The organism is Kitasatospora sp. NPDC059146 (assembly GCF_042786665.1).
GTDB lineage: Bacteria > Actinomycetota > Actinomycetes > Streptomycetales > Streptomycetaceae > Kitasatospora.
Window position 1 is genome coordinate 1 of the sequence record NZ_JBHZCY010000051.1, and the last position, 15,688, is coordinate 15,688.

13 protein-coding genes are annotated in these 15,688 nt (G+C 70.0%); 5 read left to right on the forward strand and 8 right to left on the reverse strand.

Annotated features, from left to right (window positions below):
* Positions 1–14: 14 nt before the first annotated feature.
* On the reverse strand, positions 15–431 hold the full coding sequence (locus ACFXPX_RS21965; RefSeq protein ID WP_375894025.1) for a hypothetical protein: 417 nt from the start codon (positions 429–431) through the stop codon (positions 15–17).
* A gap of 50 nt (positions 432–481) precedes the next feature.
* Between ACFXPX_RS21965 and ACFXPX_RS21970 the strand changes: the two genes are divergently transcribed.
* Together ACFXPX_RS21970 and ACFXPX_RS21975 are read left to right on the forward strand one after the other, a co-directional pair.
* Positions 482–1,453, forward strand: coding sequence for a diacylglycerol/lipid kinase family protein (locus tag ACFXPX_RS21970; protein WP_375894028.1), 972 nt, complete (start codon positions 482–484; stop codon positions 1,451–1,453).
* Between the two features lie 369 nt (positions 1,454–1,822).
* Positions 1,823–2,074 (forward strand): WhiB family transcriptional regulator, encoded by a 252-nt coding sequence (locus ACFXPX_RS21975; protein ID WP_014138019.1) that lies wholly within the window; start codon positions 1,823–1,825, stop codon positions 2,072–2,074.
* Between the two features lie 447 nt (positions 2,075–2,521).
* On the opposite strand, the gene ACFXPX_RS21980 is transcribed toward ACFXPX_RS21975, so the two are convergent.
* The 7 genes from ACFXPX_RS21980 to ACFXPX_RS22010 all read right to left on the reverse strand — a co-directional run bounded on the left by ACFXPX_RS21980 (position 2,522) and on the right by ACFXPX_RS22010 (position 12,359).
* On the reverse strand, positions 2,522–4,042 hold the full coding sequence (locus ACFXPX_RS21980) for a sensor histidine kinase (RefSeq protein ID WP_375894031.1): 1,521 nt from the start codon (positions 4,040–4,042) through the stop codon (positions 2,522–2,524).
* Positions 4,043–4,593: 551 nt separating this feature from the next.
* Entirely contained in the window at positions 4,594–5,652 is a 1,059-nt protein-coding gene (locus tag ACFXPX_RS21985; protein ID WP_380403850.1) for an SIS domain-containing protein, read from the reverse strand.
* 188 nt (positions 5,653–5,840) lie between these two features.
* Positions 5,841–7,118 carry an extracellular solute-binding protein gene (locus tag ACFXPX_RS21990; protein WP_375894181.1) on the reverse strand — a complete coding sequence of 426 codons (1,278 nt, stop codon included), beginning with the start codon at positions 7,116–7,118 and terminating at the stop codon, positions 5,841–5,843.
* Positions 7,119–7,572: 454 nt separating this feature from the next.
* Positions 7,573–9,126 (reverse strand): glycoside hydrolase family 3 protein, encoded by a 1,554-nt coding sequence (locus ACFXPX_RS21995; RefSeq protein ID WP_375894036.1) that lies wholly within the window; start codon positions 9,124–9,126, stop codon positions 7,573–7,575.
* Between the two features lie 6 nt (positions 9,127–9,132).
* Complete coding sequence (locus ACFXPX_RS22000) at positions 9,133–9,960, reverse strand: carbohydrate ABC transporter permease (protein WP_375894038.1); 828 nt, start codon at positions 9,958–9,960, stop codon at positions 9,133–9,135.
* Positions 9,957–10,985 (reverse strand): carbohydrate ABC transporter permease, encoded by a 1,029-nt coding sequence (locus tag ACFXPX_RS22005; RefSeq protein WP_375894041.1) that lies wholly within the window; start codon positions 10,983–10,985, stop codon positions 9,957–9,959. Before ACFXPX_RS22005 ends, ACFXPX_RS22000 begins: the two co-directional genes overlap by 4 nt.
* A 90-nt stretch (positions 10,986–11,075) precedes the next feature.
* Complete coding sequence (locus tag ACFXPX_RS22010; RefSeq protein WP_380525139.1) at positions 11,076–12,359, reverse strand: extracellular solute-binding protein; 1,284 nt, start codon at positions 12,357–12,359, stop codon at positions 11,076–11,078.
* Positions 12,360–12,696: 337 nt separating this feature from the next.
* Here ACFXPX_RS22010 and ACFXPX_RS22015 point away from each other — a divergent pair, with 337 nt between their 5' ends.
* From ACFXPX_RS22015 to mctP, 3 genes are all read left to right on the forward strand, one after another.
* Positions 12,697–13,488 (forward strand): GntR family transcriptional regulator, encoded by a 792-nt coding sequence (locus ACFXPX_RS22015; RefSeq protein ID WP_375894047.1) that lies wholly within the window; start codon positions 12,697–12,699, stop codon positions 13,486–13,488.
* Between the two features lie 296 nt (positions 13,489–13,784).
* On the forward strand, positions 13,785–14,048 hold the full coding sequence (locus ACFXPX_RS22020; RefSeq protein WP_380642861.1) for a DUF3311 domain-containing protein: 264 nt from the start codon (positions 13,785–13,787) through the stop codon (positions 14,046–14,048).
* Complete coding sequence (gene mctP / locus ACFXPX_RS22025; RefSeq protein ID WP_380642863.1) at positions 14,045–15,655, forward strand: monocarboxylate uptake permease MctP; 1,611 nt, start codon at positions 14,045–14,047, stop codon at positions 15,653–15,655. Before ACFXPX_RS22020 ends, mctP begins: the two co-directional genes overlap by 4 nt.
* Positions 15,656–15,688 lie beyond the last annotated feature (33 nt).

Consider the following 15,688-nt stretch of genomic DNA (forward strand, 5'->3'; position numbering starts at 1 on the left):
GGCGGTGGGGGCGCTCAGCCCTCCTGCTGCGCGTACAGGGCCGCCGTCGACCTCGGGTTCAGCAGCGCACCGATGCCCACCAGGCCGAGCAGGCCGACCAGCGCACCGACCGCGATCATCGCGCCGCCGCTCTGGACCATGTAGTAAGCCACCGGCAGGCAGATCGAGTTGGTCAGCACGGCGGGGCTGCGGCCCCAGCGGCGCTCCTTGAGCAGCGCGCGGGCGGCCAGTATCGGCAGCACCCCGAGCAGCACGATGACCAGGCCGCCGAACTCGTTCAGGGCCAGCTGCTTGGCCTGGCCGGACAGTGCGGACACCATGTCCGAGACGCCGACGACGGCGAGCGCCGCGCCCTCCAGGGCGGTGATGGCGGCGCCCAGGGTGAGCGGGACCGGGCGGGCGGGTACGGGTGCGGAGGATTCTGCGGTCACTCCAGCAGGGTAGCCGCCGGTCGGTCCGTACGGCCCCGTAGGCTTTCCCCATGCGCGCTCTCCTGGTCGTGAACCACAAGGCCACCACCACCAGTGGCCGGACCAGGGACGTACTGATCCACGCGCTGCGCAGCGACCTCAAGCTGGACGTCGCCGAGACCCAGTACCGGGGGCACGCGCACGACCTGGCCCGGGACGCCGCCCAGGACGGCACGGTCGACCTGGTGGTGGCGCTGGGCGGGGACGGCACCGTCAACGAGGTGGTGAACGGGCTGCTGGCGCACGGCCCGGGCGAGAAGGTCCCGCGACTGGCCGTGGTGCCGGGCGGTTCGACCAATGTCTTCGCCCGCGCACTGGGCCTGCCCAACGACCCGGTGGAGGCCACCGGCGCCCTGCTGAACGCACTGGAGCAGGGGCACGAGCGGCCGATCGGCCTGGGCAAGGCGATGACCGAGGGGCTGCCGGACCGCTGGTTCACCTTCACCGCCGGCCTCGGCTTCGACGCCGGCGTGGTGGGCCGGGTCGAGGAGCAGCGCAGGGCCGGGCGCAAGTCCACCCACGCCCTGTACGTCGGGCAGGCCCTCCGGCACTACTTCACCCAGCGTGAGCAGCGCCGCTCGGGCCCGGTGGCCTTGGAAATACCGGGCCGCGAGGCCGTTCCGGGCCTGGCGCTGACGATAGTCAGCAACACCTCGCCGTGGACGTTCCTCGGCAGCCGTCCGGTCTACCCCTCGCCCCTCGCCTCCTTCGACACGGATCTGGACGTCTTCGGCATCACCCGGATGACGGCGTTCGGTACTGCTCGAACGATCCGTCAGATCCTGCGGTCGTACGCGCCTTCGAGCGACGGCGCCCCGCCGGCCGGCCCGTCCGGAAAGCACGTCGTCTCCTATCACGACGTCAGACACTTCACCTTGGTTTCCCAGGAACCTGTGCCGTTCCAGGTCGACGGGGACCATCTTGGAGACCGGAGTCGCGTCAGTTTCACAGGCGTTCGGCGGGCACTGCGTGTGATTGTGTGACCGGAAGGGGGCTTCGCCCTTCTTCTCGAACGCACAAGCCCCCTTCACTCCATAGAAGTACTGGCTGTGAGCTAGGCGACACCGAAGAATCAAAAATTCCTCCCCGAAGGGGGTTGTATCCGAGCCCGAGGTTTGCGAACCTCTACATGGCGATCGGGACACATCGCAGCGACGGCAACTCCGGAACCACAGGAGCGCCGACCGCGGGGTGTCCCTCGAATCGCCGAATCCCCCCCAGCACAGACCACCCGGGCCCGATGGGCCTTTGGTCTCTTTTGCTGTTGTGGGATTCGTGAAAGCGTTCACATTCACAAGCCATTCGATTATGCCGATCGGGCCACCCCCCGCGGCAGGAGGAGTTGGACGACCATGGACTGGCGCCACCGCGCTGTCTGCCGCGAAGAGGACCCGGAGCTGTTCTTCCCGATCGGGAACACCGGTCCTGCTCTGCTGCAGATCGAGGAAGCCAAGGCCGTGTGCCGCCGCTGTCCGGTGATGGAGCAGTGTCTCCAGTGGGCCCTCGAGACCGGCCAGGACGCCGGCGTCTGGGGCGGCATGAGCGAGGACGAGCGTCGCGCGATGAAGCGCCGTGCCGCCCGCAACCGCGCCCGCACCGCCTGATCAGCAGCATCTGGTCACACGCCGTAGCACCAGCAGTAACCGTAGTACCGATCAACAACCGATCAACACATGATCAAAGGCTTCCCTGCACCTCCTGGTGAAGCCTTCCGCACCAAGGGCCTTGCCACGCGAGGTCCCGCGACACCGAACCGTCCAGCCACTTGATACTGTTCACTTAGAGCAATATTGTGGAGCTGAGGCGCTCACCGTGTGCAACGCACATGTGAGGTGTCGCACCACCTAGAGCCCCCGTTCCGGCCGACTCCCCCCGACGGCCGGAACGGGTTGAGAGGCCCTGTCGACCCACCCCCCCCGGTCGACAGGGCCTCGTTTCTGTTTCCGGCCCGGCGCCCGACCCGGCCGTGCCCCGCCTTTGCACGCCGGGCGCGTGAAGCGCGCACCCGGCGCTTCCGCCGCACGCACGCCCCCGCCGCGCAACCCGACGCATCAACGCACCGGGATCTCCAGGATGACCTTGGTGCCGCCGTTCGGGCCGGCCACCATGTCGAAGGTCCCGCCCAGCTCACCGGTGGCCAGCGTCCGGACGATCTGCAGCCCGAGGTTGCCGGCCGTCTTCGGGTCGAAGCCCTCCGGCATGCCGCGCCCGTCGTCCTGCACGGTGATCAGCAGGTACTCCTCCGGCTTGGCACCGCCGTTCCAGCTGTCCGACCAGCCCATGCCGGTCGCCGGGGCCCGCCCGCGCAGCGCGCTGACCTCCAGGTTCCCGGAGGCGGTCGGGCCGAAGGCGTGCTCCAGGGCGTTCTGCAGCAGCTCGGTCAACACCATCGACAGCGGGGTGGCCACCTCGGCGGAGAGGATGCCGAAGCTTCCGCTGCGGCGGGTCGCCACCCGGCCGTCCTGGGACAGCTCCATCGCCATCGCCAGCACCCGGTCGGCGATCTCGTCGAAGGCCACCTGCTCGTCCAGCGCCTGGGAGAGCGTCTCGTGCACGATCGCGATCGAGCCGACCCGGCGCACCGCCTCGTCCAGCGCGGCCCGGGCCGACTCGGACTCCATCCGGCGGGACTGCAACCGCAGCAGGGCGGCGACCGTCTGCAGGTTGTTCTTCACCCGGTGGTGGATCTCCCGGATGGTGGCGTCCTTGGTCATCAGCTCGCGGTCGCGGCGGCGCAGCTCGGTGACGTCCCGGCAGAGCACCAGGGAGCCGGTCAGCGTCCCCTTCGGCTTGAGCGGGATCGCGCGCAGGGTCACCACTCCCCCCTGCACCTCCACCTCGGTCTGCCGGGGCGCCCAGCCGCTGGCCAGCTTCACCAGGGCCTCGTGGACGGCCGAGCGGGAGGGCGGGACGAGGTCGGCGGTGGCCCGGCCGAGGTGGCTGCCGACCAGGTCGGTGGTGAGGCCCAGCCGGTGGTAGGCGGAGAGCGCGTTGGGGCTGGCGTAGGTGACGATGCCGTCCGCGTCCAGGCGGATCAGGCCGTCGCCGACCCGGGGCGCGGCGTCCATGTCGGCCTGCTCGACGCCGGGGAACGGGAAGCTGCCGGCCGCGATCATCTGGGCCAGGTCGGAGGCGCTCTGGAGGTAGGTGAGCTCCAGCCGGCTGGGGGTGCGCACGGTCAGCAGGTTGGTGTTGCGGGCGATCACCCCGAGCACCTTGCCCTCGCGCCGGACCGGGATCGACTCGACCCGGACCGGGACCTCCTCGCGCCACTCCGGATCGCCCTCGCGCACGATCCGCCCCTCGTCGAAGGCGGCGTCCAGCAGCGGGCGGCGCCCGCGCGGGACGAGGTGGCCGACCATGTCGTCCTGGTAGGAGGTCGGCCCGGTGTTGGGCCGCATCTGTGCCACCGAGACGTAGCGGATGCCGTCCCAGGTGGGGATCCACAGCACCAGGTCGGCGAAGGAGAGGTCGGAGAGCAGCTGCCACTCCGAGACCAGCATGTGGAGCCATTCCACGTCGGCCCCGGTCAGGGTGGTGTGGCGGCGGACGAGTTCGTTCAGCGAGGGCACATGGCGAGCGTAGCGCCGAGGCCCGGCGGGGGGCTCGGCGGACTGTCCGCTGGCGCCGGATGACTGTCCGGAGTTGTTTAGACCAATTCACCGAGCGGCCTGGACAACGCAGATTGGTCTAGTCCACAATGAAAGGGCACCAAGGAGAGGCCCCCCGCGCAACTGCCCTGACCGCGCGCGGCTTCTCCTCGGTCGGACGCCGGCGAACGAGGACCCCGCACAGTCCTCGATCGACACCGGTGCCCGACGACAGCTCCGGGCTGCGGTGCCGCATGGGTTGAGGGTCCCGTGTCGGCGCCGTGGCCCGTAGTGCATTCCGGACCCGTTTCCGCCGCTCAGCGAACCGGCCCCCGTCCACAGCCTGTGGACGGGGGCCGGTTCCGTTCCGGCGGGCGCCCCCGCCCGGAGGCGAGCGGGCGAGCACCCGCCCCGAGCCGAAGGGGCGCGCCGGTGTCGAGAGGGAGGAGCGAGGAGGCCCCGAGGAACGAGGGGCATCGGAGCGACGACCGTCGGCACCGGGTCGGAGCGCCCCGGAGGCGAGCGGGCGAGTATCAGTGCGTCTCGGTGACCTTGGCCAGGGCGCGCGGGGCGTCCGGGTCCTGGCCGCGGGCGATGGTGACCTCGTAGGCGAGCTGCTGGAGCGGCAGGATCTCCAGGATCGGCTGGACCTCCTCGGGCACGCCGGCGGGCAGCGCGAAGCCCGCCGAGGCGGCGTCCACCTGCGCCTGCTGGCCGATCACCACGAGGTCCGCGCCGCGGCCCCGCAGACGGTCCAGCACCGGCTGGAGGGCCTCGCCGCCCTTGCCGTCCGGGACGATCGCGATCACCGGGGAGACGTTGTCCACCATGGCCAGCGGCCCGTGCAGCAGGTCGGCGCCGGAGAACGGGGTGGCCGGGATGTACGTGGTCTCCATCAGCTTGAGCGCCGCCTCGCGGGCGGTCGGGTAGCCGTAGCCGCGCGAGGTGATGACCAGGCGCTGGGCGAAGCGGTAGCGCTCGGCCAGCGCCTTCACCTCCGCCTGGCGGGCCAGCACCCCGGCGGCCAGGCCCGGCAGCCCCTCGGCCGCCGAGCCGTCCCCGCCGCGCAGGCCCTCGACCAGGAGGTAGAGCGCCAGCAGCTCGGCGGTGTAGGTCTTGGTGGCCGGCAGCGCCTTCTCCGGCCCGGCCAGCACGTCGATGTGGAACTCGGACACCTCGGCGAGCGGGGAGTCGGGGTTGTTGGTGACGGCCAGGGTGATCGCCCCGGCCTCGCGGGCGGCCTTGGTGGAGGCGACCAGGTCCGGCGAGCCGCCGGACTGGCTGACGGTGATCACCAGGACGTCGGTGAGGTCCGGCTGGGCCCCGTACGCCGTGGTGGTGGACATCGAGGTCAGGCCGGCCGGCTTGCCGAGCAGGATCTCGATCAGGTACTTGGCGTAGAGCGCGGCGTTGTCGGAGGTGCCGCGCGCGGTCAGCAGGACGAAGCGGGGGCTGCGGGCGGCGATCCCGGCCGCGATCTCGCGGATCTTCGGGGCACCCTCGTCGAGGATGCGCCGGAGGACGGCCGGCTGCTCGGCCATCTCCGCCGCCATGATCCGGCCGGGGACGGAAACAGTCTGCGGGTCGGACATCTGGATTGCCTCCGATGAGATGGGTCGACCCCGCCCGGGCGGGTTGCCCGACGGGGACCTCTACGGCGGCGAGTCCGCACACTCGCTGCGGTTCCTGCTGGGCAATCCTACGAGCGGGCCCCCGCCGCGGCACCCCCGCCCCGGGGCGGATCGGGGGTGGCGCGGCGAGCGGTGCGGCGGGCCGGGCGTCAGGACGGGTTGTTGATCAGCTGGTCGATCGCCGCGTCGGCGTCCTTGGTGGCCTGGTCGACGGACTTGCCCTTGAGGATCGCGGTCAGCATGTCCGGGATGATCTTCTGCTTCTCGACCGCCCCCCAGCCGGGGGCCAGCGGGGTGAACCAGGCGTCCGGGACGGCGTTGGCCGCGGCGGCGGTGTTGGGCTTGTTCTTCAACGGGTTCAGCTGGTTGAGGTTGTTCGGCAGGATGTCCTTGTCGGCCAGCGCCTGTTCGGACTTGGTGCTGGTGAACATCCGGATCCAGTCGGCGGCCGGCCCCGCCTGCTGGGACTTGGCGGTGACGGCGAGGTCGGAGCCGCCGATGAAGGTGGGCAGCGGCTTGCCGTCCGGGCCGGGCATGGTGGCGACCTTGACGCTGTCCTTGAGGCCCGAGTCGCCGGTGACCGGCGCGATCACGCTGGCGGCCTCGAAGCCGTTGCCGTAGAAGGACGCGGCGTGGCCGCGCGCCATGGCCTCGAACTGGTTCTGCTCGTTCTGCGTCAGGTCGCCCTTGTTGTACTTGCGGACGAGGTCCGCGAAGTGGCCGATGCCCTGCTGGGACTTGGCGTCGTGCAGGGTGCCGTGCCAGTTGCCGGAGCTGTCGAACTTGGCGATGCTGCCGCCGTACGCGGCCACGTAGCTCATCGCGGCGTACCAGTACGGCCCGGGCAGGTAGAGCGGGGAGAAGGTCCGGTCCGATCTGTTCTTGTCCGCGATCTTGTCCAGGGCGGTCATCAGTTCGCCCTCGGTCTTGGGGAACTCCGCGCTGCCGGTGGCCTGTTGGAAGACGCTGGAGTTGTAGACCGCGACCCGGGCGCCCGCGTAGTAGGGCACGCACCACAACTTGTCCTGGTAGGTGCAGGTGTTGGCGAGCGCCTTGATCCAGCTGTCGGAGTTGTCGAAGGTGGTGCGGTCCACCGGGGCCAGCGCGCCGGAGAGCACGTACTTCATCGTCTCGGTGTTGCCGAGCTCGACCACGTCGGGGGCGCTGCCGTCGGCGATCGCCTTGTCGAGCTTGGAGACCTTGTCGGCCCAGCCCTGGTAGACCAGCTTGAGGCCGACCTTGGGGTACTTCGCCGCGAACTCGTCGTTGACCCGCTGGACCAGGTCCGGCCAGTTCTTCTGGGCGTCGTCCATCAACCAGACGGTGACGGTGCCGGAGGCGGCCTGCGGGTCCGCGGCGGAGCTCCGGCCGTCGGCCGAGGGTGATCCGGACGAGGAACAGGCCGTCAGGGCGACTGCCAGCGCCATGATCCCGAGCGTCGAACCGAGCTGACGCTTCTTCACGCCATCCTCCGAGGGTTGTCCAAGAACGGTGGTGCCCGCCGACAGCGTGATTGGCGCCCGCGGCGGAGAGTCCTGGCGGGGGCGGCGAAGAGCTTCGAGGAGGGCGCAATACCACAACCGGTGAGTTCAATTTCGAACCGGTTGCATGGACTCTGGCCTAGACCAACTGTGGTGTCAACGGCCAACAGGCCTTGTCAGCAAGGCTGTTGCCGACCCGTTGTACCGCGTGGCGATCAGTCGTCAGGCCGTCACCCTCAGTGGGACTTAAGGTGGATTTAAGGCTGCCTTGAGGGAGCACGGTCATCCGGAGAACGTCCGGGTCGACGGCGGGGAAACGCGACGGGCCCGCCATGCGACATGCGCATGACGGGCCCGTCGGCGGACGCCCCCGGCTCCGGCCGGCGACGTCCGTACGGTCTCAGCCGACCGCTCCCGGCTGCCCGGTGAGCACCTCCACGGCCGCCAGCCCGCAGACCCGGGCGGCGCCGTGGGTGGCGATGTACAGCGCGCCGACCGGCTCGGACTGGGGCAGCCCCATCTCCACCACCGCGGCGTCCGGCCGGGCCGCCACCAGACGGGCCAGCGCGGCGGCCATCCAGGCGTGCCGGTGGGCGTCCCGGACCACCAGCACCAGGCGGCGGCCCTGGGCCCCGGCCACCAGCTCGGCGACCAGCGCCTCCAGCAGCTCCGGCGCGGCCTCGGCCGCGGACACCGCACGGGTCCGGGTGCCCGGGAAGCGGTCGGCCAGCATGCCGGCCACGCCCCACGGGGTCACGTCGCCGACCGCGATGTTCGGCTCGTCCGAGAACGAGGCCACGTACGGGCGCTCGCTCACCGGCAGCACCTCGCGGCCCGGCGCCCGGACCACCTTGAGCGCCCGGCGCGCGGCCCGCAGGCCCACCGCGAGGTCCGGCTCGGCCTGCTCGCCCTGGGCCGCGATCCGGCCCCAGCTGCCCAGCGCCCGGACCCGGTCGGCGGCGTCCGCCAGCCGCTCCTCGGTGAGCCGGCCGGAGCGCACGCCCGCCACGATGGCGTCGCGCAGCATCAGCACGGTCTCCTCGTCGGCCAGCCCGCCGCCGACGCAGATCGCGTCCGCGCCGGCCGCCAGCGCCAGCACGGTGCCCTGGCCCATCCCGAAGGTGTCGGCGATGGCGCCCATCTCGATCGCGTCGCTGACGATCAGGCCCTGGTAGCCGAGGCCGCCGTCGGCCGGGGCGGCGCGCAGCAGGTCGCGCAGCACGGTCGGGCTCAGGGTGGCGGGCAGCTTCGGGTCCAGCGCCGGGACCATGATGTGGGCGGTCATCACGGCCTTGGTGCCGGCCGCGATCGCGGCCTGGAACGGGATCAGGTCGCGGGTGCGCAGCACGTCCAGGTCAACGTCGATCACCGGCAGGCCGTGGTGCGAGTCCACCGCGGTGTCGCCGTGGCCGGGGAAGTGCTTGGAGCAGGCGGCCACGCCGGCCGACTGGAGGCCCTCCACCCAGGCGGCGGTGTGCCGGGCGCACAGCTCCGGGTCGGCGCCGAAGGAGCGCACGCCGATGACCGGGTTGCGCGGGTTGGAGTTGACATCCGCGGTGGGCGCCCAGTTGTAGTTGACGCCGGCCGCGGCCAGCGCCCGGCCCAGCTCGCGGGCGACGTCCCGGGTCAGCGCCGGGTCGTCGATCGCCCCGAGGGCGAGGTTGCCCGGCCAGGACGAGCCGGAGCCGGCCTCCAGCCGGGTGACGTCGCCGCTCTCCTCGTCGATCGCGATCAGGAGGTCGGGGTTCTCCGCGCGCAGCGCGCCGGTGAGGGCGGACAGCTGGTCGAGGTCGACCACGTTGCGGTCGAACAGCGCGACCGAGCCGAGCCCGGCGGCCAGGTGGCGGCGCAGCCAGGCGGGCGGCTCGGTGCCGACGAAGCCGGGCTGCAGGACGGTCAGGGCGTCCCGGTGGAGCTGGTCGCTGTCCGGGACGGTGGGTACGAGGATGCTCACGGTGGCTCAGCCCTTCACGGCGCCGTCGGTCAGACCACCGACTGCCTTGCGCTGCAGGAAGACGAACAGGATCAGCACGGGGACGGCGAACATCGTGGAGGCCGCCATGGTCGCGCCCCAGTCGTTGCCGAAGGCCGTCTTGAAGGAGGACAGCCAGAGCGGGAGGGTCTTGCCCTGCTCCTTGTTGACGATCAGGACGAGCGGGAACTCGTTCCACGCCGTGATGAAGCCGAACAGCGAGGTCGACATCAGGCCCGGGGCCAGCAGCGGGAAGATCACCTTCACGAAGGCCTGGGTACGGGTGCAGCCGTCCACCATGGCCGACTCCTCCAGCTCCTTCGGCACCGCGGCGATGAAGCCGCGCAGCGTCCAGATGGTGAAGGGCAGGACCATCATCATGTAGAAGAAGGTCAGCGGCAGCAGGCTGTTCAGCATGTCGTTGTCGCGGGAGATCATGTAGACCGCGATGGTCATGACCTCCCAGGGCGCCATCTGGGCCAGCATGATGACCAGTACGAAGGCCTTGCGGCCGCGGAACCTCATCCGGGCGATGGCGAAGGCCGCCAGGGTCGCGATCACCAGGGAGATCAGCACCGCGCCGACCGTGACGGTGATGCTGTTGGTGACGTACGTCCAGAAGTCCGGTGCGTTGACCGCGGTGGTGAAGTGCTCGAAGGTCGCGTCAAGCGGGATGAAGACCGGCGTCTTGCTGATGATGTCGTTGTTCTGCTTGAACGCGGTCGCGATCATCCAGTAGACGGGGAAGATGAAGAAGACGATGAGGACGACCGCGATCACGTTCGGCCAGGTACGTCCGAAGAGAGAGCGCCTCACAGCTCGTCCTCCTGCTTGATCATGATGCGGAAGTAGTAGGCCATCAGGACGCCCAGCATCAGGATGGTGAGCACCGCGATCGCGGCGCCGACGCCGTAGTGCTGGCTGCCCGAGCCCTCCAGGAAGGCGTGCACCGGAAGGGTCCGGGTGAGCTTCTCGGGGCCGCCGCCGTTGATCGCGTAGATCTGGGTGAAGGACTTGAAGACCCAGATGACCTCGAGGAAGGTCGTGGCCAGGAAGAACGGCTTGAGGTTGGGGAAGATCACCGAGCTGAAGATCTTCGAGGAGCCGGCGCCGTCCATCCGGGCGGCCTCGTAGAGCTCCTTGGGGATGGTGGTCAGCCCGGCGTACATGTTGAACGCCACGAAGGGGATCGACATCCAGACGATCAGCAGGATGACGACGAAGAACGTCGAGTACTCGTCGCTCATCCAGTTGTAGTTCGCCATCGAGTGCCAACCGAGCTTGTCCAGGCACCAGTTGACGACGCCCCACTGCTCGTCGAACAGCCAGGTGTAGACGGTGGTCGCGGCGACCACCGGCATCGCCCAGGCCATCAGCAGCGCGACCGACAGCGCGAGCCGCATCTTCTTGCCGAGGACGTTCAGCAGCAGGCCGACCAGGGTGCCGCCGACCATGATCAGCACCACGTTGACCAGGGTGAAGGCGACGGTGCGACCGGTGACCGACCAGAACTCCGGGTCGCTCAGCTGCTCCTTGTAGTTGTCGAAGCCGGTCCACTCGGTCAGGTGCATCACCAGCTGGCGCCGGTTGAGGTCCTGGAACGACAGCAGGAAGGTCTTCAGCAGCGGCCAGCCGAGCAGGACGATGGTCGCCACGATGGCCGGCAGCAGCAGCAGGTACGGCGCGGAGCGGGCGCCGAGACCGGGGCCGCTCGCGGGTCTGGTGCCCTTCGGCGCGGTGCCCTTGGCTCCGCCGCCGGCGGCACTGGTGTCAATCTCGGCCACCACAGCCTCCCCTGACTCCGGGGACTGCGTCTGCACCCGGTCCGAATGCACAGCCATCGTTCTCACTTCCTCACAACCCGGCCACGACGGACGGGCGCCGCCCACCGACCCCCCGCCGGGGGCCGGTGAGCGACGCCGCTCGATGCACTAGTTCTTCTGGTTGAGCCGCTTGGCGATCTCGTCGTCGTACTTCTTCGCGGTGGACGCGTAGTCGCCGCCCTGGAGGACCGCGGTCAGGAAGTCCTTGATCGGGTTCGGGGTGTTCTCGACGCTGGCCCAGTTCGGGGTGTTCGGGGTGATCCCGCCGACCGCGGTGGCGGCCTGGGCGGCCTTCGCGAAGTCACCGGTGAGCTGGCTGTTCAGCGCCGGCTTGTTCGGGATGTTGCCGGCCGCGGCGACCATGCCCTCGTTCTTGTCGTTGAGGGCGATCTTCAGGAAGTCCTTCGCCATCGCGGTGTTCTTGCTCTGCGCGGAGATCGCGAGGTTCGAGCCACCGATGAAGACGCCGGAGGGCTTGTCGGCGGTCTTGCCCGGGATCGGGAAGAAGCCGATCTTGTCCTTCGGCATCTCCTTCTCGAGCGGGAGCTCCCAGCCGAGGGCGATCATGGTGCCGACGTTGCCCTTGGCGAAGACGTCCTTCTGCTGCGGGGTCGCCTCGTCCTTGTCCTTCGGACCGGTGAGCGAGTGGCTCTGCAGCGTCTTGTAGGTCTCGAAGGCGCGCTGCGCCTCGGGCGACTCCAGGCCGCCGACCCACTTGCCGCCCTCCTGCTTGGCGATCTTGCCGCCCTCGCCGGTGAGCAGGCCGAAGTAGGTGTACCACTCCTGGCCCGGCAGGTAGAGCGGGTCGACGACGCCGGGGGTGGTCTTGAGCTTGTCCAGGTCGGCGTAGAACTCGTCCAGGGTCTTCGGCGCGTCGGTCAGGCCGGCGGCCTTCCAGAGGTCCTTGTTGTAGGCGACCACGCGGTTGGAGACCCACCACGGGGCGGCGTACTGCTTGCCGTCCAGCATCGCGGCCTCGTTCTGGTTGGCGGCCCAAGCGTCGCCACCCAGCGCGGACTTGTCCTTGGTGATGTCGAGCAGACCGCCGGTGGCGGCGTAGCCGGAGGTCTGGGTGTTGCCCAGCTCCAGGACGTCGACCGAGCCCTCGGACAGCGCGGCGGTGATCTTCGGGCCGATGTCGGTCCACTCCTGGGCCTGGAAGTCGACCTTGGAGCCCGGGTAGGTGGTCTCGAACTCGGTCTTGACCGCGTCGGTCCAGCCCTTGGGGGCGGAGCCGGTCATGGTCCACACCTTGAGCGTCTTGCCCTTGTACCGGTCGGCCGACGTAGAGGACGAGGAACCGCCGTCGTCCTTCTTGCCGTCCGAGCTGCAGGCCGCGAGACCGACGACCATTGCTGCGACGCCGACCGCCGCGATGAGCTGACGCTTCACGCCATCCTCCTGAGGGATGCCTGGGTTACCCCCGTCGGGCGGCAGCGGCAGACCCACGCAAAGCGGGAGATTAGGTGCCGCGGACCCCTTCGAGCGGGTGGGGGGATTCATCGTTACCGGCCTAGTGGTGTAGACCAGATGCCTGGAGCTTGGCCTAGACCAATGGGCCTGTCAACGGCTGTTCGACCGATCTCGACCACCCGTTATCAAGCCGACACCGCACATCGTTCATCGCGTGATGAGGTATTCGTTCCGTAGCCATACATGCAACGATGTGGTCCGTTAACGATGTGGCGGGGCGGTAAAAGGCTCCGCGAGAAGCGGGAGAACAGGTCCGATGAGCAGCGACGGGGGATCCACCGCCCAGGCCGACGACCCCGAGGTGAAGAACCTCCCGACGCAGGCCGGCGCCGATCCGACCGCGCGCGTCCCCAAGTACTACGGCCTCAAGCGCCACCTCCTCCAGCTCACCGAGACCCAGCCCGCGGGCACCCCGGTCCCGCCCGAGCGCGCGCTGGCCGCCCAGTTCGACACCTCGCGCACCACCGTGCGCCAGGCCCTCCAGGAACTGGTCGTCGAGGGCCGGCTGGAGCGCATCCAGGGCAAGGGCACCTTCGTGGCCAAGCCCAAGGTCGCCCAGGCGCTGCAACTCACCTCCTACACGGAGGACATGCGCGCCCAGGGCCTGGAGCCCACCTCCCGGCTGATCGAGATCGGCTACATCACCGCCGACGACCGGCTCGCCCCGCTGCTGGACATCAAGCCCGGCGGCCGGGTGCTGCGGATCGAGCGGCTGCGCCTGGCCAACGGCGACCCGATGGCCATCGAGGTCGCCCACCTCTCCGCCAAGCGCTTCCCCGCCCTGCGGCGCAACCTGGCCAAGCACAACTCGCTGTACGCGGCGCTGCGCGAGGTCTACGGGGTCACCGTGGCCGAGGCCGAGGAGACCATCGAGACCACCCTCGCCAACCCGCGGGAGGCCGGCCTGCTCGGCTCCGACCTGGGCCTGCCGATGCTCCAGCTCTCCCGGCACTCCTTCGACGCCGACGGCGACCCGGTCGAGTGGGTGCGCTCCATCTACCGCGGCGACCGCTACAAGTTCATCACCCGGCTCCAGCGGCCGGAGTAGTCGTCCCCGTCCGGGGCCCTCACCTCGAACGGACCCCTCCCCCTCACCACGGGCACCGGCGTGCGCGACCCGCGCACCGGTGCCCGTTCGTGTCCGGATGGCGGAAAGTTGCGTCATATCGGGTGACATGGATCACCCCATGCCCTAGATTGCGCAGCCGTACTGACTGCCGATCACCGATGGTGCTGCCCGGCGGGCTCACGGGGGTGCCGGGCACCTCCGGGGCTGCGGCGCCGACGGAACCCTCCGGAGCGGAGCAGAAGATGCCGTCTGACCAAGCCCCCAGCGAAGCTGTCATGCCCGAGCCAGCCGGGACCCCAGTCCCGGCCGTGACCCCCGAGCGGGTGCTCGCCGGACTCGCCCTGCTCGTGCCCATCGTGGCGATGCTCTGGGTCTCCTCCTACGACAAGACCGACCCGGCGGTGGCCGGGATCCCCTTCTTCTACTGGTACCAGCTGCTCTGGGTGCCCGTCTCGGCCGTCTTCACGGTCGCCGCCTACCTGCTGATCAACCGGGACGAGAAGGCCCGCGGCGCGGCCCGCAAGGGCGGTGCGCGATGAAGGACGTCAACGTGCCGGCCCTCGTGGTCTTCGTCCTGTTCTTCCTGCTGGTCACCGTGATGGGCTTCCTCGCCTCCCGCTGGCGCCGCGCGGACGACGCCGCCCACCTGGACGAGTGGGGCCTGGGCGGGCGCAGCTTCGGGACCTGGGTGACCTGGTTCCTGCTCGGCGGCGACCTCTACACCGCCTACACCTTCGTCGCCGTCCCGGCGGCCGTGTACGCGACCGGCGCGGCCGGCTTCTTCGCGGTGCCGTACACGATCATCGCCTACCCGCTGGTCTTCCTGTTCCTGCCCCGGCTCTGGTCGGTCTCCCGGGTGCACGGCTACGTCACCCCGGCCGACTTCGTCCGCGGCCGGTACGGCTCGCGGCCGCTGTCCCTGGTCATCGCGCTGACCGGGATCCTGGCCACCATGCCGTACATCGCCCTGCAACTGGTCGGCATCCAGGCCGTGCTGGACGTGCTCGGCCTCGGCGGCGGCGCGGACGCCAACTGGTTCGTCAAGGACCTGCCGCTGTTCCTGGCCTTCGGCGTGCTGGCCGCCTACACCTACTCCTCCGGCCTGCGCGCCCCGGCGCTGATCGCCTTCGTCAAGGACGCCCTGGTCTACATCGTGATCATCGTCGCGGTGATCTACATCCCGCTGCGCCTCGGCGGCTACGGGCACGTCTTCGACGCGGCCGCGGCGCACTTCAAGCAGGCCAAGGCCGGCGGGCTGACCCTCCCCGACAACAAGCAGTGGACGTACGCCACGCTGGGGATCGGCTCGGCGATGGCGCTGTTCATGTACCCGCACTCGGTGACCGGCGTGCTGGCCTCCAAGTCCCGCAACACCGTGCGCCGCAACATGGCGATCATGCCCGCGTACTCGCTGATGCTCGGGCTGCTGGCGCTGCTCGGCTTCATGGCGATCGCGGCGGGCGTGGGCAGCGGCGTCAAGGGCTACAACGCCCAGCTGTCGGTGCCGCAGCTGTTCGCGAACATGTTCCCGGACTGGTTCACCGGCGTGGCCTTCGCCGCGATCGGGATCGGCGCACTGGTGCCCGCCGCGATCATGTCCATCGCCGCGGCCAACCTGTTCACCCGCAACGTCTACAAGGAGTGGCTCAAGCCCGCCGCCACCCCGGCCGACGAGACCCGGGTCGCCAAGCTGGTCTCGCTGCTGGTCAAGGTCGGCGCGCTGGTCTTCGTGCTCGGCATGGACAAGCAGGCCGCGATCAACCTCCAGCTGCTGGGCGGCCTGTGGATCCTGCAGACCTTCGTGGCGATCGTCGGCGGCCTGTTCACCCGCTGGTTCCACCACTGGGCGCTGTTCGCCGGCTGGGCGGCGGGCATGGGCTACGGCACCTGGACGGCGTACGGGCTGGCCAGCCCGGCCACCAAGCACTTCGGCGGCAACGCGGCCGAGATCCCCGGCATCGGCGAGATCGGCTACATCGGCATGACGGCCTTCGTGCTCAACCTGGTCGTCTCGGTGGTGCTCACCGTGGTGCTGCGGGCGCTCAGGACGCCCGACGGGCCGGACGAGACCAAGCCCTCCGACTACAGCGCCGAGACCGGCGGCGGCGAGCGGGAGAACGCGCCGGAGCCCGTAGCGGCGCACTGATTGGCCGTGCGCGCGCCCTGTGATCGCGCCGCC

Bases quoted from the DNA above. Each gene is read 5' to 3' on its own strand.
- ACFXPX_RS21990 (WP_375894181.1), bottom strand. From the start codon at position 7,118: ATGGCGCTGGCAGTCGCCCTGACGGCCTGTTCCTCGTCCGGATCACCC.
- ACFXPX_RS22005 (WP_375894041.1), bottom strand. From the start codon at position 10,985: ATGGCTGTGCATTCGGACCGGGTGCAGACGCAGTCCCCGGAGTCAGGG.
- mctP (WP_380642863.1), top strand. From the start codon at position 14,045: ATGAAGGACGTCAACGTGCCGGCCCTCGTGGTCTTCGTCCTGTTCTTC.
- ACFXPX_RS21970 (WP_375894028.1), top strand. From the start codon at position 482: ATGCGCGCTCTCCTGGTCGTGAACCACAAGGCCACCACCACCAGTGGC.
- ACFXPX_RS22015 (WP_375894047.1), top strand. From the start codon at position 12,697: ATGAGCAGCGACGGGGGATCCACCGCCCAGGCCGACGACCCCGAGGTG.
- ACFXPX_RS21985 (WP_380403850.1), bottom strand. From the start codon at position 5,652: ATGTCCGACCCGCAGACTGTTTCCGTCCCCGGCCGGATCATGGCGGCG.
- ACFXPX_RS21975 (WP_014138019.1), top strand. From the start codon at position 1,823: ATGGACTGGCGCCACCGCGCTGTCTGCCGCGAAGAGGACCCGGAGCTG.
- ACFXPX_RS22020 (WP_380642861.1), top strand. From the start codon at position 13,785: ATGCCCGAGCCAGCCGGGACCCCAGTCCCGGCCGTGACCCCCGAGCGG.